Annotated in this window: 22 protein-coding genes; 7 read left to right on the top strand and 15 right to left on the bottom strand. The window is 58.0% G+C overall.

The features are described from left to right. The first annotated feature begins 16 nt into the window (after nt 1-16). From ASU33_RS00555 to recO, 6 genes are all read left to right on the top strand, one after another. Entirely contained in the window at nt 17-1,036 is a 1,020-nt protein-coding gene (locus tag ASU33_RS00555) for an FKBP-type peptidyl-prolyl cis-trans isomerase (protein ID WP_059067097.1), read from the top strand. 75 nt (nt 1,037-1,111) lie between these two features. Continuing rightward, nucleotides 1,112-1,654 carry an FKBP-type peptidyl-prolyl cis-trans isomerase gene (locus ASU33_RS00550; protein ID WP_160328102.1) on the top strand — a complete coding sequence of 181 codons (543 nt, stop codon included), beginning with the start codon at nt 1,112-1,114 and terminating at the stop codon, nt 1,652-1,654. A 3-nt stretch (nt 1,655-1,657) separates the two neighbouring features. Continuing rightward, nucleotides 1,658-2,098, top strand: coding sequence for an FKBP-type peptidyl-prolyl cis-trans isomerase (locus ASU33_RS00545; protein WP_078062756.1), 441 nt, complete (start codon nt 1,658-1,660; stop codon nt 2,096-2,098). Nucleotides 2,099-2,251: 153 nt separating this feature from the next. Next, a complete protein-coding gene (locus ASU33_RS00540; protein WP_059067090.1) occupies nt 2,252-2,884 on the top strand; it encodes a thymidine kinase in 633 nt (210 codons plus the stop codon). A gap of 48 nt (nt 2,885-2,932) precedes the next feature. Beyond that, nucleotides 2,933-5,287: a type IX secretion system anionic LPS delivery protein PorZ gene (gene porZ / locus ASU33_RS00535; protein WP_078062755.1), complete on the top strand. Its 2,355-nt coding sequence runs from the start codon at nt 2,933-2,935 to the stop codon at nt 5,285-5,287. Nucleotides 5,288-5,413: 126 nt separating this feature from the next. Then, on the top strand, nt 5,414-6,130 hold the full coding sequence (gene recO / locus ASU33_RS00530) for a DNA repair protein RecO (RefSeq protein WP_059067086.1): 717 nt from the start codon (nt 5,414-5,416) through the stop codon (nt 6,128-6,130). Between the two features lie 23 nt (nt 6,131-6,153). Here recO and ASU33_RS00525 read toward each other — a convergent pair whose 3' ends face one another. Further along, the gene (locus tag ASU33_RS00525) at nt 6,154-6,483 is read right to left on the bottom strand and encodes a 2Fe-2S iron-sulfur cluster-binding protein (protein WP_059068265.1); all 330 of its coding nucleotides are present in this window, start codon (nt 6,481-6,483) and stop codon (nt 6,154-6,156) included. Between the two features lie 40 nt (nt 6,484-6,523). Between ASU33_RS00525 and ASU33_RS00520 the strand changes: the two genes are divergently transcribed. Next, nucleotides 6,524-7,780 (top strand): DUF8457 domain-containing protein, encoded by a 1,257-nt coding sequence (locus ASU33_RS00520; protein WP_059067083.1) that lies wholly within the window; start codon nt 6,524-6,526, stop codon nt 7,778-7,780. A gap of 104 nt (nt 7,781-7,884) precedes the next feature. Here ASU33_RS00520 and rodA read toward each other — a convergent pair whose 3' ends face one another. From rodA to ASU33_RS00450, 14 genes are all read right to left on the bottom strand, one after another. Continuing rightward, nucleotides 7,885-9,174, bottom strand: a complete 1,290-nt coding sequence (gene rodA, locus ASU33_RS00515) for a rod shape-determining protein RodA (RefSeq protein ID WP_059067081.1) — start codon at nt 9,172-9,174, stop codon at nt 7,885-7,887. Nucleotides 9,175-9,230: 56 nt separating this feature from the next. Continuing rightward, nucleotides 9,231-11,039: a penicillin-binding protein 2 gene (mrdA, locus tag ASU33_RS00510; RefSeq protein WP_059068263.1), complete on the bottom strand. Its 1,809-nt coding sequence runs from the start codon at nt 11,037-11,039 to the stop codon at nt 9,231-9,233. Nucleotides 11,040-11,232: 193 nt separating this feature from the next. Beyond that, nucleotides 11,233-11,700, bottom strand: coding sequence for a hypothetical protein (locus ASU33_RS00505; RefSeq protein WP_286130379.1), 468 nt, complete (start codon nt 11,698-11,700; stop codon nt 11,233-11,235). 56 nt (nt 11,701-11,756) lie between these two features. Next, nucleotides 11,757-12,683 (bottom strand): rod shape-determining protein MreC, encoded by a 927-nt coding sequence (mreC, locus tag ASU33_RS00500; RefSeq protein WP_059067077.1) that lies wholly within the window; start codon nt 12,681-12,683, stop codon nt 11,757-11,759. A 96-nt stretch (nt 12,684-12,779) separates the two neighbouring features. Further along, nucleotides 12,780-13,805, bottom strand: coding sequence for a rod shape-determining protein (locus tag ASU33_RS00495; RefSeq protein WP_059067075.1), 1,026 nt, complete (start codon nt 13,803-13,805; stop codon nt 12,780-12,782). Nucleotides 13,806-13,990: 185 nt separating this feature from the next. Further along, nucleotides 13,991-15,571 (bottom strand): bifunctional phosphoribosylaminoimidazolecarboxamide formyltransferase/IMP cyclohydrolase, encoded by a 1,581-nt coding sequence (gene purH / locus ASU33_RS00490; RefSeq protein ID WP_059067073.1) that lies wholly within the window; start codon nt 15,569-15,571, stop codon nt 13,991-13,993. A gap of 161 nt (nt 15,572-15,732) precedes the next feature. Next, nucleotides 15,733-16,905 carry a BamA/TamA family outer membrane protein gene (locus ASU33_RS00485; protein ID WP_149866970.1) on the bottom strand — a complete coding sequence of 391 codons (1,173 nt, stop codon included), beginning with the start codon at nt 16,903-16,905 and terminating at the stop codon, nt 15,733-15,735. Between the two features lie 107 nt (nt 16,906-17,012). Beyond that, entirely contained in the window at nt 17,013-18,200 is a 1,188-nt protein-coding gene (locus ASU33_RS00480) for a BamA/TamA family outer membrane protein (RefSeq protein WP_078062752.1), read from the bottom strand. A 121-nt stretch (nt 18,201-18,321) separates the two neighbouring features. After that, a complete protein-coding gene (locus ASU33_RS00475; RefSeq protein ID WP_078062751.1) occupies nt 18,322-19,224 on the bottom strand; it encodes a geranylgeranylglycerol-phosphate geranylgeranyltransferase in 903 nt (300 codons plus the stop codon). 158 nt (nt 19,225-19,382) lie between these two features. Next, a complete protein-coding gene (locus ASU33_RS00470; RefSeq protein ID WP_059067064.1) occupies nt 19,383-19,577 on the bottom strand; it encodes a cold-shock protein in 195 nt (64 codons plus the stop codon). Nucleotides 19,578-19,691: 114 nt separating this feature from the next. Continuing rightward, nucleotides 19,692-20,165, bottom strand: coding sequence for a KdsC family phosphatase (locus ASU33_RS00465; RefSeq protein ID WP_059067062.1), 474 nt, complete (start codon nt 20,163-20,165; stop codon nt 19,692-19,694). An 84-nt stretch (nt 20,166-20,249) separates the two neighbouring features. Further along, nucleotides 20,250-20,489, bottom strand: a complete 240-nt coding sequence (iscX, locus tag ASU33_RS00460; RefSeq protein WP_059067060.1) for a Fe-S cluster assembly protein IscX — start codon at nt 20,487-20,489, stop codon at nt 20,250-20,252. 92 nt (nt 20,490-20,581) lie between these two features. Continuing rightward, entirely contained in the window at nt 20,582-20,914 is a 333-nt protein-coding gene (locus tag ASU33_RS00455; protein ID WP_078062750.1) for a 2Fe-2S iron-sulfur cluster-binding protein, read from the bottom strand. A 75-nt stretch (nt 20,915-20,989) separates the two neighbouring features. Next, on the bottom strand, nt 20,990-21,793 hold the full coding sequence (locus ASU33_RS00450; protein WP_078062749.1) for a Rossmann-like and DUF2520 domain-containing protein: 804 nt from the start codon (nt 21,791-21,793) through the stop codon (nt 20,990-20,992). Nucleotides 21,794-21,914: the final 121 nt, after the last annotated feature.

Here is a 21,914-nt window from a genome sequence, read left to right as displayed (position 1 = left end):
TCTCTTTTTCTACTTCATGCTCCGCAACTCCCTCCTTTTGTGGCCGGCCGCTCTGCTGGTTGGCGCCCTAGGCCTGAACGGCTGTAACTCTGCCGGCGGCAACTTTGCCAAAACCAAATCGGGCATCGAATACAAGGTGTTCGACAAAAGCGGCAAAGCCCGCGACATCAAGCCCGAAACCGCGGAAGCTGATTACAAAAAGCGCCTGGGCCAGATCATTGCCCTGCACGTAGAGTACCGCACTGCCAAGGATTCGGTGTTGTTCCAGTCGCGCAAGCAGCAGATGGGCTTCCCGGTGCGCGTGCCCCTGCAAGATGTAACCCGCAAAGGCGGCCTCGAAGAAGCCATTTCGTTGCTGCAACCCGGCGACTCGGCCGTGTTCCGTTTCAACGCCGACACGCTGTCGGTGAAAACCACAGGCCAGCCCGCTCCGCCCCAGATCAAGAAGCACGGCAACACCATGACGCTGTTCGTGAAGGTGGCGGCTATCGAAGATCAGGCTACGGCCATGGCCAACCAGCAAAAAGATCAGCAAGCTGCCATGGCTAAAATGCAGCAGCATGCCGAGCAGCAGAAGCCCGTCGACGAGAAGACCATTCAGGAGTACGTACAGAAGAACAACCTGAAGGGGCAGAAAACCGCCTCCGGTCTGTACTACGTGGTTACGCAGCCTGGCACCGGCGCCAAGCCCACTCAGGGCCAATTGGTATCGGTAAACTACCGTGGCACCCTGCTCGATGGCAAAGAGTTCGACTCGTCGGCCAAGGGCAACGGCGGCAAGCCGATTGAATTCCCGATTGGCGTAGGCGCTGTAATTCCGGGCTGGGACGAAGGCATTGCCCTGCTCAACAAAGGCACCAAAGCCACCCTGCTGATTCCGTCGGGCCTGGCCTACGGCCAGCGCGGCGCCGGCAACGACATCCCCGCTGATGCCGTGCTGCGCTTCGACGTGGAGCTGGTTGACGTGAAAGCTGCGCCGGCTCCGCAACCCGGTATGGGCATGATGCCCGGCGGTGGCGCTCCGGCTGGCCGTTAATTCGCTAAATTGATGCAACCCGCCGGCGGGCGGCCGGCTCCTGTAGCTGGTCGCCCGCTGTTATTTAACAAAACCATGCGCACTGCTTCAACCTCCATGTTTGCCCGCCTCGCTTTGTGGGCCCTGCTGCCCCTCCTGCTGGCCCTAGGTGCCTGCGATAACAAAACCGATTTTCAGAAGGACATCGAGAAGAAGATTGAGGCCCAAAAGCCCATCGATGATGCCACCATTCAGGACTACCTGAAGAAAAATAACATCACCAACTACACCCGCACCAACTCGGGTTTGTACATCGTGTGGCGCAAGAAAATTGGCTCGGGTTTGCGCCCAGTGCGTGGCAATAATGTTTCCACGCGCTACATCGGCCGCATCATCAGCAGTGGTTTGCGGTTTGATTCCTCCATCGACAACGGAACGAGCTGCGGATGCACCAGTTTTCAGGTAGGCCAGGTAATCGAGGGCTGGAACGAAGCCCTTACAGAGCACATGTACAAAGGCGAGGACGTGCTGCTGCTGATTCCGTCGCACTTGGCTTACAGCTATACGGGCAGCGGTACTTCGATAGGGCCGTTCACGCCAATTATGTTTGAAATGGAGCTGCTCGACGTTAAGCAGTAAGACGTGCTACGTACTGCCTTTTTCTTAGCCTTGTTTGCCGGGCTGCCGGCCCTAGGTATTGCTGCTGCAAACCCCGAAGCGGACACACTGCGCACCCCCAGCGGCGTGCGCTACGTGCTGCGGGAGGCTGGGCAAGGCAAGCCAGCTGGCCCATCAGCGGCCGTACGGGTGAACTACACGGGCTTTCTGCCTAACGGTAAATTTTTCGACTCATCGGCTACCGACGGGCGACCTATTCGGGTGAAGCTTGGCAAGCACGAGGTAATCCAGGGCTGGGAAGAGTTGCTGCCGCTGCTGCCCGAAGGAGCACGCGTGTGGGCCCGCATTCCGGCTGAGTTGGCCTACGGAGCCAAAGGCGCCCGCGACCCCGACGACGACAGCAAGTACCGCGTACCGCCCAATACCGATTTGGTGTTTGAACTCGAAATTGTGCGCATCAACTAACCAACCGGCCGAAACCCTAAACCCTAGGTGTTTCGGCCGGTTGGTTTTTGGACGAACCCGTTGTGGACCCTAGGTGCCGCGAAACGAGGTTTGAAAAAGCGCTGCCCAGCGGCGTAACTTCGGACTTCGAACCTGCCGCTTTCTTACCCGAGTATGTTTATTGAACCCCGTGTCGGCAATGGCCGCGGATTGCCCCGCCGGGGCTGGATAGAAGTAATTGTGGGCTCGATGTTCTCGGGCAAAACCGAGGAGCTGATTCGCCGCCTCAACCGTGCCAAGATTGCGCGCCAACACGTCGAAATCTTCAAGCCCGGGTTGGATACGCGCTACCACGCCGAGGATGTGGTATCGCACAACTCCAACAGCATCCGCTCCACGCCCGTTACGTTTCCCAACGAAATGCTGCTGCCCGCTTCCTCGTGCGACGTAGTGGGCATCGACGAGGCACAGTTCTTCGACGACTCGTTGGTGGATGTGTGCAACCAGCTGGCCGACCACGGCGTGCGCGTTATTGTGGCTGGCCTCGATATGGACTACCTAGGCAAACCTTTCGGTCCGATGCCGGCGCTGTTGGCCGTGGCCGAGTACGTTACCAAAGTACACGCCGTGTGCGTGCGCTGCGGCGATATTGCCTCCTACTCGTTCCGCAAAATCGCTTCGGCCGAGCAGGTGCTGCTGGGCGAAACCGATTCGTACGAGGCCCGCTGCCGCCACTGCTTTCTGGAAGGCCAGCAAGATAAATCGGAGGCGCAGTCGGCCGCTGCTGTAGAGCACCTCAAGCACTAACCGCCACCTAGGCGGCGTTAGGTGCGCACGCCTGCTTCTGCCCCCGCTATGACACACGCGCTCCGTTTGCTTTTGCTGCTGGTTGGACTTGCCTGCGCGGCCACGCAAGCCGTGGCGCAGCGCACCGCCGCCTACGGCGACTGGCAGCTGCACCTGCCCACCAACCGCAGCTTTATGCTGGCCGATGCAGGCAAGCGCGTGTTTGTAGTGGCGCAGGATGCCTTTTATGCTTTCGACAAGGAAACAACCAGCCTTCAGCTACTCTCGCGCCGCGACGGGCTTACCGATGTGGGCGTTAGCGCAGTGGCTTACGATTCGCTCACGCAGCAGGTAGTAGTGGGTTACCGTAGCGGTACGGTTGATGTGCTCGATGCCGCCGGGCGGCTCGTTACCTCCTATGCCGATATCCGGCGTAAAGCCATTTCGGGTAGTAAAGAAATAGCGAGCATCAGCGTTGCGCGCCGTTTGGCTTACCTAAGCACCAGCTTTGGCATTGTAATACTCGATTTGCAGCGACGCGAAATCCGCGACACGTACGCCAACATTGCGCCCGGCGGCGCCGTGCCGCAAGTGTATGCCACTACCGTGCTCAACGACAGCCTGTACGCGGCCACCAGCGTTGGTTTGCTCCGCGGACGGATAGGCACCAACCTGCTCGATTTCAACAGCTGGCGCGGCTACACCGGTTTTGGCCCGCGCCCCGGTAATCCTTACCGCAACCTTGTTACGCACCTAGGCAAAGTATTTGCCGGCATCAACAACGATAATCTGTACCGCGCGGTAGGAGCCAACCTAGTAAGCGCTGGCTTTGGCTCGGCCGATTTTCGGATGCTGCGTTCGTCGGCGGCGGGGCTGCTGGTTGCCGAGCCTACCGTGGTAAACGTGCTCAACACCCGCACCAACGGCCGCTACCAGCTTAAAGCCGCTTCGTTTGCCGACATCCGCGACGCTATACGCACCAACAGCGGCCCGATGTACGTAGCTGATTTTCGGAACGGGCTGATTCGTATCGATGCCAACGGGCAAAACGCCGAGGCGTTTGTAAGCAATGCACCGCCTACCACGGCAGCTTTCAACATCCTGACCGATGCTACTACCCGCACGGTGACGGTGTTTACGGGTGGCTACCAAGAGAGCTACCTGCAGCAAGGCTCGCGCAACGGCTTTTACCAGTTCGATGCTGACGGCCGCTGGACGAGCTTCAACGCCCAAACCCTGCCGGGCAACCAATTCCCCAACCTGCTCGACCTAAGCCGCGGCACCCGCACCCCCGATGGTACCCTCTACGTGGCCAGCTACGGGCAAGGAGTACTGCAGTGGAAGGGCCCCGGCGAGTACCAGGTATTCGGTCTGAATAATAGTCCGCTACGCTCGAGTATTCAGGATCTGCAGAATCCCAACCGCCCCTTCTTCGTGCGCGTTACCGATGTTGCCACCGACCCCGAAGGCAACGTGTGGGCCGTAAACCGCTGGGGCGACAACAACGATCCGCCCTTGCAAACGCGCTTCCCGGGCCTCTATAAGTACATTCCGGCTACCAACTCCTGGCAGGCTTCGCAGGCATTTCCGGGCTCGGGCACGCTGGAGCGCTTGGTGTTCGACGACCTAGGCAACGCTTGGGTAGGCCGCGACCGGCGCAGCTCGCCCGGCCTGGCCGCTTACCGCCCCCAAGATGGCCGCTACCGCAATTTTACGGTGAGCAACGGCAACCTGCCCAACAACATTGTTTGGGATGTTGTGAAGGACCGCAACGGCGACATTTGGGTGGCTACCTCGGAGGGGGCGGTGGTGTACAGCAACCCCGGCCAGGTGTTCGAGCAAGATGCCCCCGACTTTATCAAACCAGTGGTAACCCGGGGCGAGGGCCGCGGCAACGAGCTGTTGTATGCTGAAGTGGTGAGAGCTATTGCCGTCGACGGGGCCAACCGCAAATGGTTTGGCACCGACAACGGGCTGTGGCTCTTTAGCCCCGATGGTAACGAAGGCTTGCTGCACTTCACCACCGACAACAGCCCCCTGCCCTCCAACCGCATTGTGGATGTGGCCGTGGACGACCGCACCGGCGAAGTATGGGTAGCCACCGACAACGGTTTGGTGAGCTACCGCGGTTCGGCCACGGTTACCGAGGGCAAAATCGAATGCGCCAAGGTGTTTCCGAACCCGGTGCGAGCCGAGTTCAGCGGGCAAGTGGGCATCTCGGGCCTGGCCAACAACGCCGAGGTAAAGATTACCGACATTACGGGCACGCTCGTGTATCAAACGCGTGCCACCGGCGGCACCGTGGTCTGGAACCTGACCGACTACAACGGCCGCCGTGTGCAATCGGGCGTTTACCTGGTGCTCACCGCCGATGCGCAGGGCAAGAATGGCTGCATCTCGAAGGTGGCCGTATTGGGTAAGTAAGCACCTGCGCTGCTCACGCAAAAAGCAGCTGTTTGCCCCCATAACGCGTATTTGCACCTAGCACAATTGCACCTCAGCAGGCAAATCGGTGTTGAGCTATCAACCATACGAGACAACTGACAGCGCATGCTGATAAAAACCCGGGGCATCGTCCTGAACTACCTGAAGTACCGCGAAACCAGCATCATTGCCCGCGTCTACACCGAAGAACGCGGGGTGCAATCCTACATCGTGAATGGGGTGCGCAAGGCCAAGCCACCGGGCCGCATTGCGCTTTTCCAGCCTTTCACGCTGCTCGATATGGTGGCCTACGTTTCGCCGCGTGGGGGCTTAACGCGCCTTTCGGAATACCGCTGCGTGCGGCCGTTCCGCAGCATTCCGTACGACATGCGCAAGAGCAGCGTATTGTTGTTTTTATCGGAAGTGGTAAGCCGCACCTTGCGCGAGGAGGAAGAAAACGCGGCCTTGTTCGATTTTCTGTACGATGCCATTATTGCCTTCGACGAGCAGGAAACCGGTTTTGAGAATTTTCCCTTGCTGTTTTTGCTCAACCTTGCCGGCTACCTAGGGTTCGGGCCCGAATCGGGGCAGCAGATTACCGAGCAGGTTGCTTTCGCTACCGATGTCAATCAGACGTCAACGGCTCGTAGCACGGTGCTGCGGTTCCAGGAGTTCGAGCACTTCTACGACGAACTCCTGCACCAGCCCCAGCACGTTAGCATTCCAAACGGGCGGGTGCGCCGCGACTTGCTCAATATCCTGCTACGTTACTACCAATTGCACATCGAAGGCCTAGGTGATATTCGCTCCCTTGACGTGCTCTCGGAGGTGCTAGCTGAGTAATCGGCAAACTGCCGCCCGCTCGTTTAGCTCTCCTCTACGTACTGCACATGCGGCAGCTTGGTAGCTTCTGGCACCCGCCCCGTCAGTTCGCCTTGCAACAGTTGGGCCTGGCACGCTAGGCGGGCCGTTGGCGCCAACCGCCCGGTGTTGAGGTAGCGCAGCTCGTGCGTGGTAGGGGGCGCCAGGTTTTCGGAGCCGCTTACGAGCTCGATGCGACAAGTAGTGCATCGCCCTTTGCCCCCGCAGGCGTGCATCCAGTCGTGGCCGGCTGCGTGGAGCGCGCGCAGCAACGTCTGGCCGCTACTTACGTTGATAGGCCCGCCGGGCAGGTTTTGCACGGTTAGTGTAGGCATTTTGGCTAACTTGCCTACTTGAAGCAGGCTTTTTTTGAGGATGCAAGATACGTATAGCAACGACCAGCTACTGGCTTACGGCCGCCAGCTGGCGGCCCGCCTCTGCGACCAATACTTTGCCACGCAACCCGTTGGCACCACCCTCGATGGCCCCGCCGTGCTGCGGTTGGCGCCCATCCGACAGCTGAATTTGTATGTAGTGCAGCAGCTCTTGGCGCAGTGGACGCAAGAGATGGCGCGCCTGCGCAGTCCGTACTTCGACTACGAGGATGCGGCGGTTCGGCAGGCCCTTACGCAGTTGATGAACCTGCTTTCGCGCCGTATCAAGCTCACACGCGCCACCTACGAGCCGCTGCTGGCTTTGGCGGTTGCCGATACGCTGCGCACCGCGCTCGATCCGGCGGCTATTTTCGAAAGCAAGCTATTGCCCGCCGAGCAAGCAGCTGTCACCCCTGCCCAACTGCGCGATGCGTTGCGCTACGTGGAGGTAAACAAGCCGCTTTACCAGGACTTTATTGACAGCTTACCCGCCGACCTACCACAGGAGCGCGATGCGCTGCTAACGCGCTTCCGGGTGTATTCCGATGCGCATTACCAAGAGGTTAAAACCCTAAGTGCGCTGCTCTCGGACCTCAGTCCTTTGCTGCCGGTAACCGCCAGCGAGTTGCGGCAAAAGCCCAGCAACGTAGCGGTTCAGCAGCCTGCTCCAGAGCCGGCCGTAACAGCCGTTGCTACTGCTGCTCCAGCGGTTCATGAGGCCCAGAACGTTACGGATGCGGTTACCAACTCCACTGCTGCTCCTCAGGCAGCAGCGCCGGAGCCAGTTGCTGAGCCGGTGCCGCCCGCGGAGCCGCTGGTAGTGCACGTTGCTACCCCAGTGGCAACTGCGCCGCCAGCCCCGTCCGAAGCAATACCGGTGCCGCCCCGCACGAAGCCTTTGGTTGAAACGGTACAACCCATCAATACCCTCAACGATAAGCTGGCTAGTAACCGGCCCGTGGCCCTAGGTGAAAAGCTTGGCGTAAAAGCCTCCAGCAACACCATTGCCGAAGCTCAGCCCAAGATTGATTCGCTGCGCGGAGCCATTTCCATCAACCAGCGCTTCAGCTTTATCAACGAGCTGTTCAATGGCGAAAACATGGAATACCACGCTGCCATCGAGCACCTCGACTCGTTGGCTAATGGCGATGCTGCCCGCTCCTTTGTTACCGAAGAGCTGGCCCAGCGTTACCAATGGGTGCGAAAGGAAGAACACGTAAACAAACTGCTGCGGCTTATCGAGCGCAAGTTCGCGTAAGCCCGGCTGCGCGAAGTTGCAACAAAACACAACGCCCGTTTCGGAAGGCTACTGCTACAGTGCCTACCGAAACGGGCGTTGTGCTGCGGGTTGGGGCCCAGGGGCTACCGCACCAGATCTTGCTTACGGTAGGCATCAATGCCTAGCAAGATGAACAGCAGAATGGTGAAGGACCACAACGAGGAACCTCCGTAGCTGAAGAACGGCAACGGAATACCTACTACCGGCGCGAGGCCGATGGTCATGCCGATGTTCACGCAGAAGTGGAAGAATATGATGCTGGCCACACAATAGCCATAGGTGCGGCCAAACACCGATTTCTGGCGTTCGGCTACATAAATGATGCGGGCCAAGAGCGTCATGAACAGCACAACTGTTATCATGGTACCAAACCAGCCCCACTCCTCTCCCACGGTGCAGAAGATAAAGTCGGTGCTTTGCTCGGGCACAAAGTCGAAGCGCGTTTGGGTGCCTTCGAGAAAGCCTTTGCCGAGCAGTCCGCCCGAGCCAATGGCAATTTTGGATTGGGTTACGTTCCAGCCAAAGCCCAGCGGGTCGGCCGAGGGGTTGATGAGCACCTCGATTCGCTTGCGCTGGTGAGGCTGAAGCACGTTGTTATAGAAAAAATCAACCCCGAACACCATGCCCACTACCACAGCGTAGGTTGATAACGCAAGCGGTAGATGGTGGCGAAGAATGCGGGAGTTGAACACAAATACCAGTGCCAGTATCACGGTAAATACTCCCACCAGCCATAGCTTAGGCACCAGCAGCGACAGAATGAGGACTACCGCTCCCGCAGCCAAAATCAACAGAATCAGCGGCGACATACCCTCGCGGAAGTATGCCAGTAGAAAAGCGCCAAACACCAGCGCCTGACCCGTTTCGTTGGAAGCAATAATGAGAGCGGGCGGCAACAGCGTGAGACCCACCAGCACCATCTGCTGCCGAAAATTTTGCTGACGCAGGTTGATACCCGCCATAAACCGGGATACGGCTAAGGCAGTGGTAAACTTGGCAAACTCGGCGGGCTGCAGGCGCACGGGGCCAAGCTCGAGCCAGGAGCGCGAACCCGCAATGGGACGGGCAATAACAAGCGTTACCAGCAGCAACGCAATCATGCCGCCGTAGAGCACGTACGCAAACGTATCGTAGGCTTTGTAGTCGATTACGATAAGTATTACGATCAGCACCACGGCGGCGCCAATCCAGACCAGCTGCTTGAACCAGTTGAAGGCCATCAGCCCACTCCAGTCCGAGGAGAATACCTTGGAAAAAGGCATTTCGGGCGAGTACGACGCGGCGTACACGTTGAGCAGCCCTAGGCCTACCATCAGGATGTAAAGCAGCAGCGTTACCCAATCGATGCTGCGGCTGTAGCGAACCTGGTTCAAGTGCGAGGTGCGGTTAAGAGCGTTTGGTAAACAGGCTAATGCTTAAGCGGCTTGCTTTAGTGGTGCACCACAAACCGATGCGCCGGCCCAGGCAACCACTGCTCCCAGCGGTTGCGCCACGGGGCAATCTTGCCCCGTAAGTACTTCTCAATCATCAGCCCCGCTAGCGGCGCAGCCGATGAGCCACCAAAGCCAGCGTTTTCGATGAATACCGAAATGGCAATCTTGGGGTCTTCGGCTGGTGCAAAAGCAGCAAAGGTGGCGTGGTCGTCGCCGTGGGGGTTTTGCACGGTGCCCGTTTTACCGGCCACCCAAATACCGGCATCTGAGAGGTTGGCGTTGATACCCGTGCCGCCGCGCTGGTTTACTACCGCCAGCATACCCGGAATAATTGACTCGAAATGCTGGGCTGCTACAGTGGTGTAATGCTTTTGAGCGAACTGGGGCAGCGGGCCACCGTTGCCGATGCGGCGCACAAAGTGCGGCGCGTAGTACCAGCCGCGGTTGGCAAAAATGGCCATCAGGTTGGCCATTTGCAGCGGTGTAATACCAATCTCGCCTTGCCCGATGCTAAGCGAGTACACCGTTTTGTAGCCCCAACGGTTTTGTCCGTAGCGCTTGTCGTAGAAATTGGGCGAGGGAATTAGGCCCATCCGTTCGCCCGGAATATCGACCCCTAGGTGCTGCGCCAACCCAAACGAGGTAACATGCTTGCGCCACTCGGCCAGGCCCAGGGCGGCATCCTTGAACTTGTTAGGAGAACGGTTGCGCCGCACGGTGGCAAACATCACCTGGTAGAAGTACGGGTTGCAGCTGTTCTTGATGGCAATGGTAGAGTTGGCCGGGTACTCGTGGCGGTGAGTGCAACGCACCAAGCGCTGATTGCACGGGAAACCGGTTTCGGGCGTTACCACTCCTTCCTGCAAGGCAATAGCTTCGTTTACAAGCTTGAATACCGAACCCGGAGGGTAAGTAGCCGCCAAGGGGCGGTTGAACAATGGGCGCGACTCATCACGCAGCAGTTCCATGTAGCGGTTGCCAAGGCCCTTGCCCGTTAGGCGAGTCGGCTCGAACGCCGGCGCCGACACAAACGCCAGGATTTCGCCGGTTTTGGGGTCGATGGCCACAATAGAGCCACGCTTACCTTGCATCAGAAACTCGCCGTACTTCTGCAGCTCGGCATCAATGCTCAGGTGCAAATCCTGCCCCGCCACCGACAGCGTGTCGAACTCGCCGTCACGAAAGGCGCCTTTCTCCACACCGCGCACGTTTACCATGCGGTACTGCACGCCGCGGCGCCCCATCAGCTCCTTTTCGTAGAACGACTCCAAGCCGCTGATGCCCAGAAAGTCGCCCGCCACATACTTGGCATACTTCGGCTTCTCCAGCATCATGGGCGAAATAGGTCCTACGTACCCTAGGGCGTGCGCCATGTTATCGGTACGGTAGGCGCGGGCCATACGTGCCTTGATGCTGAAACCCGGGAAGTCGACCAGGTTATCCTGAATGGCTGCCAGTTCGGGAGTCGAGAGGTTTTGCACCAACGGCGAAGCCTTGGAACGCGAATACGTTTTGGCCGCTTTGAGGCCTTCGCGCAATTCTTCGATGGGCATCTGCAGTATCTGGCAGAAGCGCGCTGAATCGAGGTTTTTTACCTCTCGCGGAATGACCAGCAGGTCGTACACAGGTATGTTGTGCACGAGCAACTGCCCATTCCGGTCGTAAATCATGCCCCGATAGGGCGTTTGCACAATGCGCTGCAGCGTGTTTTTATCGGCAGCCAGCTTGTAGCTGCCGTCGAGCACCTGAATGTGGAAGAGCCGCACCGCAAACACCAACGCCACTGCCAGGAAAATTCCTTGCACGACAAATTTGCGGCCTTCTAAGTACTGCAAGTTGCGTTACGATCTGAAGGTGAGGTGACTGCCCTAGGTGCAATCAGCCAGCAAAGGTACCACAAGTGTGGCTTTATCCCTATGCTCCGCGCCGAATGAGCCGAGTAGCTGCCGCCACAACATTGCTCGGCGGAGTTTAGCTCCCTCGTTGTTGCTGCAGGCTTTAGCGGCGGCGCTTGGCCGGGAAGAAGAGCAACTGCACGATGAGCATGGTAATGCCCGTAAACAACGTGCTGGCTAATACTTTCAGGAGAGTAAGACCAATGGCGCTGAAGCTGCCCAGTTCCAGAAAGAAAAAGGCAAAATGATGAATGCCCACCAGCAGTACTAGGTACACCAAAAACCACTGCCAACCCATCTGGTGAATGTTGACGGAATCCTGCGCATCGTAGCCATCGCGCGGAGTGAGCAGTTTGAGCACCCACGGACGCAAATAACCTAGGAGCACCGCAGCAGCGGCGTGTACCCCGCCTGTGTCGTAGAACAAATCCATGGTGAAGCCCGTGACGAAGCTTATCACCAACAGCAGTACGATGGGCGTGGCAATCGGCAGAAACAGCAGAAAGCCTAGGTAGAATAAGCACCAGCCTACGTTGAACAACGACAATCGGCTGATTAGGAGTACGTGCACGCCCGCGTACAAAGCAAAGCGCAGTAGCTGCAACAATATTTGCCCTACGTTGCCCATCAGGGTTGCACTCCTTCCTCGCCCACAGCAGGCGTACGCAAACCCGAGCGGGTTTCTAATGTGTCGCGCTCGGCGGCGCGCGGTTGCGGGCCTACCACGTACACGTAACTCAGTTTCGAGAAATCAACGGCGAGTTTCACGCGCACCGTCCAGAAGTTTTTGTCGGGCTCTTGGGTGAACGAATCTACCGTGCCGACCATCACTCCCTCGGGGAATACGGCGTTGTAGCCAGAGGTAACCACCGTGTCGCCGCGCAGCAGCTTGTTTTGGCGCGGAATGTAGTCGAGCAACGCGTGCGTGGGATCTTCGCCCAACCACTTGATGGTACCGAAAGTATTGTCGCGCTGTAGCTTGGCCGAAAGGTTGGTTTTGGAGTGCAATACCGACGTTACGGTAGCGTAATGGGCGCTTACTTGCCGCACCCGGCCTACCACGCCGGTAGCCGTAAGTACGCCCATACCCGGTTGCACCCCTTGGTTGCTGCCCGCATTCAGTGTCAGGTAATTATCAACCCGCCGCAGCGTTTGGTTGATCACCCGTGCCGGAATGAGTGGGTAGTCGGAAGAGCGCGTAAGCACCGCCTGCATGCCAAGGATGAGCGTGTCGGGCCGTAGGCGCGAACCAGTGGTGTCGCCAGGCACGCGCAGGCTATCGTGGAGGCGGCTGGCTAAGTCGGAGCGGTAGAGTTGCTGCCGCAGCTTCGCGTTTTCAACTACCAAGGCCTTGTTCACGTCCACCAGCCGGAAGTAGTCGTACACCTGCGTCCGGAATTCGAGCACGCGCCCTACGTACGCGTTGGAGGAGTTGAAAAACGCCGCCCGCTGGTAGGCGCTATTGCGAATAAGCATAATTAGGCTCACGATTTCCAGCAACGCAAAAACCAGGATACCCCGGTAGCGAAAAAGGAAAGCGAGCAGATTACGCATTATGCAATTATCAACAACAATGAGCAATGAACAATGCTGCCGGCTTGCGGTGCCAGCGGCCACTGTTCATTGCTCATTGGGCAAGAGTGTGTTTGCCTAGGTCAGCAGCACGCTGCGGAAGCCTTGAATGTTCTTGATGGCCGCACCGGTGCCGCGCACTACAGCACGCAACGGGTCTTCGGCAACGTGGATGGGCAGCTTGGTTTTGGCGGCCAAACGCTTATCGAGGCCACGCAGCAACGCGCCACCACCCGTTAGGTGAATGCCGTTGTCGTAGATGTCGGCCGAGAGTTCGGGCGGGGCAATTTCGAGGGCTTTCAAGGTAGCTTCCTCAATTTTGGCTACCGACTTGTCCAGGGCAATAGCAATTTCGGCAGAGGTAACTTTGATAACCTTCGGAATACCGGTCATCAAGTCGCGGCCACGTACTTCGAAATCAGGCGGCGTTTGCTCCAGCTCGGTGAGGGCAGCACCTACTTCAATCTTGATCTTTTCGGCCGAACGCTCGCCAATGAGTAGGTTGTGCTGGCGGCGCATGTAGTCCAGGATATCCTGGTTGAACACGTCGCCGGCGGTTTTGATCGACTGGTCGCACACGATACCCGACAAGGCGATTACCGCGATTTCGGTAGTACCACCTCCGATGTCGATGATCATCGAACCTACGGGCTGCTCCACGTCGATACCGATACCGATAGCGGCGGCCATGGGCTCCTGAATCATCCACACTTCCTTGGCACCGGCGTGCTCGGCCGAGTCGCGCACGGCGCGCTTCTCTACCTCGGTGATACCCGACGGAATGCAGATAACCATGCGGTGCGAGGGCTGAAACAGGCGCGTTTTCGCATCAATCATGCGAATCATGCCTTTGATCATCTCCTCGGCGGCGTGGAAGTCGGCAATTACGCCGTCCTTCAGCGGACGAATGGTTTTGATGTTGTCGTGGGTCTTTTCGTGCATTTGCTGCGCTTGCCGGCCCACGGCAATTACTTTATTGGTCGTACGGTCCTTAGCGATGATGCTCGGCTCGTCAACCACAATTTTATCGTTGTGGATGATGAGCGTGTTGGCCGTGCCCAGGTCAATGGCGATGTCGCTGGTGAGGAAGTTGAAAAATCCCATTGAGTAGCGGCAATTGAAAGATACAGCGCGGGTTGTGCGCTTGCAAAAAGGTGGGCAAAGGTAAGCACTCTTCGGCGAAGCCCAACCCTTTGTGCTGGATGAAGCTTGCCGATTGGGCCCCTAAACGTAAAAGACCCGGCTGTTATTCCCCAGCCGGGTCTTTTTTCTGCTAAGTAGCTAAGCGCTTAGTGCTTAAAATGACGTACGCCGGTGAGCACCATGGCCATGCCTAGGCGGTTGCAGGCGTCGATGCTATCCTGGTCTTTGATCGAGCCGCCGGGCTGCACTACGGCCTTAATGCCAGCCGGGCCGGCAATCTCGACGCAGTCGGGGAACGGGAAAAACGCGTCGGAAGCCATAACGGCGCCCTGCAGATCGAAGTCAAACGAGCGCGCCTTCTCAATGGCTTGCTTGAGGGCATCGACGCGCGAAGTTTGGCCTACACCCGAAGCCAGCAACTGACCGGCTTTGGCCAGCACGATGGTGTTGCTTTTTGTGTGTTTGCACACTTTCAGGGCAAACTCCAGGGCTTCTACTTCTTCGGCGGTAGGCGCCGTTTCGGTTACGGTGCGGAACTCGTTGCGGCCTTCTATCACGCGGTCGAAATCCTGCTCGATGATGCCATTGAGCAAAGTCTTCACCTGCTTTTGTGGGAAAGCCACCGGCTTCTGGCGCAGCAGAATGCGGTTCTTTTTGCTTTGCAACGTGGGCAGTGCATCGGCAGCAAAGCCGGGTGCAATCAGCACCTCAAAGAACAGCTTGTTCAGCTCTTCGGCCGTAGCGGCATCCACTTCCTGGTTTACGATGATTACGCCACCGAACGCCGAAATCGGGTCGCAGGCCAGTGCGTTCAGGTATGCCTGCTGCAGCGAATCGGCTTGGGCTACACCGCATGCGTTGGTGTGCTTAAGGATGGCGCAAGCAGGCTTGCCTTCCTGAAACTCTTGCATCAGAAGCACGGCGGCGTCTACATCAACCAGGTTGTTGTAGCTCAGCTGCTTGCCATGCAGTTGCTCGAACAGTGCGCCTAGGTCGCCGTAGAACGTGCCTTGCTGGTGGGGATTTTCGCCGTAGCGTAGCGGCGTGGCCGGGCTTTGGCTAATCTTCAGAGCGCTACCGGCCAGCTCGGTGCCTTGGGCCAGGTAGTTGAAGATTTCGGTATCGTAGTGCGAGGTTTGATTGAAGGCTGCTGCGGCGTAGTGGCGGCGTTGCTCTAGGTTAGTGCCGCCGTTCTGGGCCTCTAGCAGCTCGGTTACGGCCTGGTACTGCTCGCGCGAGCTTACTACAAGTACATCGCGGTAGTTTTTGGCCGCGGCGCGCAGCAGCGAGATGCCCCCAATGTCGATCTTCTCAATAACATCAGCCTCGGCAGCCCCGCTGGCTACGGTTTCCTCAAACGGATACAGATCAACAATTACCAGATCGATAGGCGGAATCTGGTGCTGCTCGGCTTCTTGCAGGTCGCCGGCCTCGTGGCGGCGGTGCAGAATGCCTCCAAACACTTTGGGGTGCAGGGTTTTTACGCGGCCGCCAAACACTTCTGGAAAGCCTGTGAGCGACTCGACGGCGGTTACTTCGGCCCCCAGGCCTTCGATAAACTTGAGTGTACCGCCCGTAGAGTACAGCTTCACGCCGTGCTGGTGCAGTAGGCGCACCAAGGGCTCGAGCCGGTCTTTGTAATACACGGATACGAGGGCAGCGCGGATGGGCAACAGCTGCGCATCGGCAACCGACTCGGGGGTGGTGAGCGACGGCACGGTAGACATAGCAAGCAGGGAAATTGGGGTGAAACGCGGGGCGAAGGTAGCCCCTGCCGCCGGCTCACTCAACCCAGCTACGTTACCGAATTGTTATCTGCGGCCCTAGGTCGACAGTAATCGTTGGTTAAAACTTTGATCAATTAAGCCTATAGCAGAGGTATAGCATGCTAGAACGCTTCGTTGAAAGCGAAGTATAACCCGCTCGATTGCCCCGAGCCTACGGCGTAGTCGATGCGGATGGCTAGCCGGTCTTTACGATTGACGGCGATGCGCAAACCGGCGCCGGCGGCCACGTTGAAGTCGTTGACGCGGAACTGATCGAGCTGCTCGTGCACCTGCCCGGCAGCGCCAAACACCACACCGCCTAGGCGCCAGAACAGCTTTTGGCGTAGCTCGAGTTGGGCGGCTATCATTTGCCGGTCGCGGAAGCGGCCCTCGTAAATGCCGCGCAGCATTTTTTCGCCGCCTAGGTTAGCCAGCTCCCGAAAGGGCACCTGCCCCGAATGAAATTGCCCTAGCACCTGCCCCGCCAGAATGGTATTGGTAGAGCCACGGCGCAACGGCCGAAAATGCCGCGCATCCACCGACAAACGCGTGAAGCCATAGTCGCTGCCTAGGTAGCGCCCCATAAAGAGCGAAGTGGCCTCGAGGTAGCTGCCGCGCCAAGCGCTGAGGATGTTGTCGCGGTTGTCGTACAGGAATGTGGGGCCCACGCCCGAGGTAACGGTGGTTTGCCGCTCCCGGGCATCGCGCTCGAGCAACAGATTGGGGCGCGAGGCATCGTCGGTAAGCGGGTCGTCGATGCGGATATGGTGCAGATCGGTGAGGCGGTAGCTCAGGCCCGCAAACACGTGGGGGCGTAGGTTTTTGAGTACCCGCTGCGTCGCAATTACAACCTTATAGGATATGTCGCTCTTGTCGGTTTTGCGCGTGTCGTTGCCGATGCCGTAGTAGTAAATGGGCAAATTGAAGTAGAACACCTCACCGCTAAGGGCCCACTTTTCGCCGGCGGTGAAGATGTTGTAGGTAAGCGAGGCACTCGACTGCTTTTTTTGGGTGTAATACCCCAGCAACCGCGCCGTAGAGCTGCGCGTGGCCGTATCGGTGCCAAAGCGCCACACCGGCAGCACCGCCGCTCCGTACGCAATTCCCGTTTCGGGCTGCGAAAACACAATGGGCAGTGCGGCTACCTTAACGCGGCGCTCCTTGCGCGGAGCAGCCTGCGGCGGGACGGCAGCAGGCTCATCGGCGGCAGGTGGCGGTGGCAGGATTTGGGCTTTGGAGGTGTGGGTGGCAACCTGCAGCAACCCAAGCGCGAGCAGAAGTAAACGGCTACGCATCAACGTAAAATAGCAGCCGCCCAACTCGGACGGCTGCTAAATGTACAGGAATAATGCTGTGAATAGGTGAACTTGTGGGGCGCAGTTTCGTGCCTGGGCTGCCTAGGTCAGAAGGCTTCGTTCACGCCGAAGTACAGCCCGCTATTCCCGCCCGAGCCTACGCCATAGTCGAAGCGCACATTAATCCGGTCGCGCCGGTTGAACTGAAAGCGGATGCCGGCCCCGCCAGCAAAGTTGAACCGATCAAACCCTAGGTCGTTGACGTGGGGAGCTACTTGGCCTACCCCCGCAAATACAGCCCCGTTGATACGCCAGAACAGGTGCTGACGAATTTCGGTTTGCGCCGCTACCAGCTGCCGGTCGCGAAAGCGGCCTTCGTAAATACCGCGCAGCAGGCTAATGCCGCCTAGGTTGGCCAGCTCGCGAAAGGGTACCGTGCCGCTGTGGAACTGCCCGATAACCTGCGATGCCCAAATGGTATTGGCGGTGCCAAAGAGCGGTTGGTAGTGGCGTGCATCGAGCAAATAGCGCGTAAAAGAATAGTCGCTACCCAGGCCTTTACCATTGAACAGGGCCTGCGCTTCGAGGTAATCACCCGTGAATGAACTCAGGATGTTGTCGCGGCTATCGTGAATGATGGTTGGGCCCAATCCCGAAATAAGGGTTGGCTGCCGCTCGCGCTCCGTAAGCCCCAGCAACAAGTTGGGCGTATCGCCATCGTTCACCGTAGGCTTATCTGCCTTGATGCTGCGCATATCGGTGAGGCGGTAAGTGGCACCGGCAAACCAAAATGGTCGGAAGCGCTTAAGCCCACGCTGCTGCACAATCAGCAACTTGTAGGAGATTTCGCTTTCGTTGCTCTCCTTGGTATCGTTGCCGATGCCGTAGAAGAAAATAGGGTAATCGTAGAACAGAATGTCGCCCATAACCAAGTAGCGCTCCTGCCGCGTGAAGATGGTGTGCGAGAGCTGCAGGTTGAGCTGCTTTTTCTGGGAATACCACCCTCCTATGCGCCCGTTTGATTTGCGCACCGTAGTGTCGCGGCCGTGGCGCCAGGTAGGCAGAAAAGTGGCACCGGCGGCTACACCCGTTTCGGGCTCGTAGAACAACACAGGCGCCGGAATAAAGCTGGGCTTATCACGTGGATCTTTCGGTGGCTGCGTGGTGGCTGGTGGTGTTTGCTGAGTGGTAACGGGCTGCCCAACAGGTGTGGCAGTAGAGTCTGGGGTTTGGGCACGGGCCGACGATAAGGCCGCAAGGCACAACCCAGACACGAGGCAAAGCCGGAGTAACATGTAGTAGGTGCGAATGAGCCGCGGGCAACAACGGCGCTTGGGCCGCTCTGCCAACCGCAGCGAGTGAGCAACGATGAGCTAACGGCCCTCTGCCCCTTGCGGTTGCCCCTACCTAGGTGCGCTAACGCCCGAGCACCAGCATGGAGAGCACGCCTGCCAACATCGTGAGTTTGCAAAGCAGGCTCAACTGGGCGAAATGCCGCTTCCGATCGGCTCTGAGCAATTGCCAACCCATCATCAGCATGGGCCCCAACACAGCACCTAGCAGCCACAAACCGAGGCGCCAATACCCACTGGCAAACCCCTCGAGAGCAGCCGCTGCCACAAGCCAACCCAGGCTAACCAGAAACAGCCCCGCAACCCATTTGCTGCGTGCTATACCGATTACCAAAGGCAGCGTACGGCAATCGTGGGCCGCATCGCCACGCATGTCCTCAATATCCTTGATGATTTCGCGCACTACCGTGAGCAGAAAAGCCGCCAGCGCATACGCCCACACGGCAGTACTTCCTGTGCGCTGCAACAGCTCGGGCAGCAGTACCAAGGCCGCTGTGAGCAGCCCAATGCTCAGATTGCCCACCAACGGCAACCGCTTAAACCGCGCCGAGTACCCCCACAGCAGCAGTGCAGCACCCAAGGTTACCAATCCTACCACGCGGCTGAGTACACCCGCCACCAGCACCCCCTCGAATGATAAAATAAGATGCGCCATCATGGCGGCACGGCGCCCTACGCTGTGGCCCACCACCAATTGCTCGGGGCGGTTGATGGCGTCGATTTTAACGTCGTAGTAATCGTTGATGATGTAACCACCAGCGGCAACGCACAGCGTGGCCAGCAGCAACAGCAAGAAACGCACGTTCAGGAGTGCTTGCAAAGGCTGCTGCGGATACAGCAGGCAGGTCTGCGTCAGCGTTAGGCACAAAGCCATGATCAGCAGGTTGGGCAGGCGCACCAACCGGCCTAGGTGACGCCAGCGCGCGGCAACACCAGGGGGCAAAGAAGCACTGACGGGGGTAGGCATAAACACGGAAAAGCAACGGACTACAGTACTGCGCAAGCCAGATGGTGCAAAGCTATATGCCTACACCCACCCACCCTGCTACGCGCATAAAAAAGACCCTCCTGCATGGTGCGGAAGGGTCTTCTGATAGGGGTAGCGCAAAAGCGCGTAATAGTAGGTTATACCTTCTTCACATTAACTGCGTTGATGCCTTTGCGGCCCTCGCGGGTTTCGAACTCCACGCGGTCGTGCTGCTGAATCTGCAGCCCGTTCAGGCCTGTGATGTGCACGAAGAAATCTTCCTTGGTGGCATCTTCCGTAATGAAGCCGTAGCCCTTCGACTCATTAAAGAATTTGACGGTTCCTGTTTTCATTGGTACGCGAAAAGGGAAAAGGTGAATAATGTTCCGGTAAATGTACCGGAATATCTCACACTTGCAACCCCTGTATCAAAGTCGGCTAATATTAAGGAATTGTAAACGCGGCGGCTACCATTTGCCCTGCGCTTTCATCACGGTCTCGATCAGCTCGCGCGCAGCACCGTGGCCGCCAGGCAGTTTGGCAATGTACTGGCTGATCCCGATAACATCGGTGGCGGCATCGGCGGGGCACGCGGCAATGCGGCAGCGGCGCATTACCTCCAAATCGGGCACATCGTCGCCCATGTATACCACGCGGTCGGCATCGAGTCCGCAAGCGGCAAATACTTGCAGCTTATCGTCGACCCCTAGGTAGATTTCCGTTACGTCGAGCGACTCTAGGCGTTTGCGTACGCCCTCTTCCTGGCGGCCCGAGATGATAACCACCCGGTAGCCGCGGCGCAGCGCGTGCCGGATGGCAAAACCATCGCGAATGTGAAAGCTGCGCACCTGCTCGCCCGTGCTCAGCGCCAGCAACGTGCCGTCGGTCAGTACCCCGTCAACGTCGAATACAAAGGCCTCGATGGCCGAAAAATCAAGCATGGTAAGCACCCGGTATGGCTTATAAGCAGCAAGTGACCGGCAACACCTGCTACCGGTCACTTGCTGCTTATGGGCGGTTCACTACTACTTCTGGTTATCGCGCCACTCGTACACCCACTTGGCCTGAATTTGCTCCAGGTGGCCTTCGTTGGCTTGCTCCCGTGTGCCCTCAAAATTGGGCAAGCTCAGGATCCACTCGAGCAAATCGGTGAAGCGGATGCGGTAGATTTTGGCTTCCGTAAAGTCGTCGCCGAACTTCTCGTACAACGCCATGGCAATATCCTCGTGGTCCTGCCACTGCATGGGCGGCTCGAAATGAGTCATTTGCAAATTTTTCGGTTAACGGTTGCGAGTTGTCAGTGCGCGGAAATTAGTACGAACTGTCGACCGACAATCCGCAACTGCCAACTCAAGTATTAGTGCCCTAGGAAATCTTGCGGCGGAACCTCGATGACGAGGTTCTCGCTGGTGGCTTGTACAACACACTGGCAAGCTAGGCGCGAGTTGATGCGCGGGTTTACCGCACGGTCGATAAAGTCTTCCTCCTTGTCGCTGATTTCGGGCAGTTCGTCGCCCCCTTGGAGCACGTACACGTGGCAGGTACTGCAACCGCACACGCCCCCGCAGTTGTGCTGCAGCTGTATGCCGTTGTTGAGCGCCACATCGAGCACCGACTCGCCCTCAGCGGCCACGTGGGTTTGCTCGGGCTGCCCGTCCGAAAACTTGAAGGTGATATTAACGGCTTTCACTGAATCCTGTGCTGTTACAAATGCGGCCGCGAAGGTACGCACGCCTTTCCATAAAGCCTGAACCCGCTCAGATGTTTACGCCTGCCGGCCCGTTTCGGCCGCTTGCTGAATGCTAGCCGTAAGCTGCTGGTACAGCAACTGCCAAGTGGGGTGCGTGGCTAGGGCCTGGGTATGCGCCTCAATGGTAGAAGCATCGCGCCGGATGGCAGGCCCGGTTTGTACTGCAAAGGGCGGGTTGCTTTGCGCTTTGTCAATGGTTTCGCGCACGAGCGGCGCAAGTATATCGGCGGGCAAATCGGCGCCGGCCAACAGCGCATCAGCAATGCCCAGCAAATGGTTGGTGAAGTTGCATGCAAACACGGCCGCTACATGTAGCTGTTGGCGTGCTGCTGAAGGCACCCGCAATACCCGCTGGCTTAAAGAACGAGCAACCGCCTCCAGTACTGCAAACCCCGCTGCATCGGCTGCTTCGAGGCACAATGGAACGGCATCCCAGGTAAGTGCACGCCCGGGGCTAAACGTTTGAAGCGGATAGAACACTCCACCTTTTATCTGTGGATAACCGGCAAATACACCTAGGGGCAACGCGCCGGAAGTATGTGCTACCAGTGCTCCGGATGGCCACTTTGACGCCTGCAGCACGGTAGGCACTGCATCGTCGGGCACCGCCAACAGGTACAAATCTGCCTGCACGGCTGCAAAATCAGGTTTGTCGCCGTGCAGAGCAGTAGCGGCTACTTTGTCCGCCAGTTGCTGAGCAGTTGATAGAGTACGGCTCCATACTGCCACAACTTGGTGGCCTGCCTGCACCAAAGCAGGAGCCAAGTGCCCAGCCACTCTCCCGGCCCCTATAAATGCTATTCGGAGGGAATAATTCAAAGTATTTGACTAGTTGAGGTGGGTTTTGGGTTAAAGTTTCGCATTTTGAGAACTGAAATTTTAACAGCTTCAAAAAAGCTTTTTCACCCACTTTTTTTCGGCCGTATTACACACCCTTACT

It is taken from the genome of Solirubrum puertoriconensis (assembly GCF_001483135.1).
GTDB lineage: Bacteria > Bacteroidota > Bacteroidia > Cytophagales > Hymenobacteraceae > Solirubrum > Solirubrum puertoriconensis.
The sequence above is the reverse complement of the archived record's forward strand: the minus strand, read 5'-3'. Positions and strand labels throughout refer to the sequence as shown.

Bases quoted from the DNA above. Each gene is read 5' to 3' on its own strand.
- ASU33_RS00555 (WP_059067097.1), top strand. From the start codon at position 17: ATGCTCCGCAACTCCCTCCTTTTGTGGCCGGCCGCTCTGCTGGTTGGC.
- ASU33_RS00550 (WP_160328102.1), top strand. From the start codon at position 1,112: ATGCGCACTGCTTCAACCTCCATGTTTGCCCGCCTCGCTTTGTGGGCC.
- ASU33_RS00540 (WP_059067090.1), top strand. From the start codon at position 2,252: ATGTTTATTGAACCCCGTGTCGGCAATGGCCGCGGATTGCCCCGCCGG.
- porZ (WP_078062755.1), top strand. From the start codon at position 2,933: ATGACACACGCGCTCCGTTTGCTTTTGCTGCTGGTTGGACTTGCCTGC.
- recO (WP_059067086.1), top strand. From the start codon at position 5,414: ATGCTGATAAAAACCCGGGGCATCGTCCTGAACTACCTGAAGTACCGC.
- ASU33_RS00525 (WP_059068265.1), bottom strand. From the start codon at position 6,483: ATGCCTACACTAACCGTGCAAAACCTGCCCGGCGGGCCTATCAACGTA.
- ASU33_RS00520 (WP_059067083.1), top strand. From the start codon at position 6,524: ATGCAAGATACGTATAGCAACGACCAGCTACTGGCTTACGGCCGCCAG.
- mreC (WP_059067077.1), bottom strand. From the start codon at position 12,683: ATGCGTAATCTGCTCGCTTTCCTTTTTCGCTACCGGGGTATCCTGGTT.
- ASU33_RS00495 (WP_059067075.1), bottom strand. From the start codon at position 13,805: ATGGGATTTTTCAACTTCCTCACCAGCGACATCGCCATTGACCTGGGC.
- purH (WP_059067073.1), bottom strand. From the start codon at position 15,571: ATGTCTACCGTGCCGTCGCTCACCACCCCCGAGTCGGTTGCCGATGCG.
- ASU33_RS00485 (WP_149866970.1), bottom strand. From the start codon at position 16,905: ATGCGTAGCCGTTTACTTCTGCTCGCGCTTGGGTTGCTGCAGGTTGCC.
- ASU33_RS00480 (WP_078062752.1), bottom strand. From the start codon at position 18,200: ATGTTACTCCGGCTTTGCCTCGTGTCTGGGTTGTGCCTTGCGGCCTTA.
- ASU33_RS00475 (WP_078062751.1), bottom strand. From the start codon at position 19,224: ATGCCTACCCCCGTCAGTGCTTCTTTGCCCCCTGGTGTTGCCGCGCGC.
- ASU33_RS00470 (WP_059067064.1), bottom strand. From the start codon at position 19,577: ATGAAAACAGGAACCGTCAAATTCTTTAATGAGTCGAAGGGCTACGGC.
- ASU33_RS00465 (WP_059067062.1), bottom strand. From the start codon at position 20,165: ATGCTTGATTTTTCGGCCATCGAGGCCTTTGTATTCGACGTTGACGGG.
- iscX (WP_059067060.1), bottom strand. From the start codon at position 20,489: ATGACTCATTTCGAGCCGCCCATGCAGTGGCAGGACCACGAGGATATT.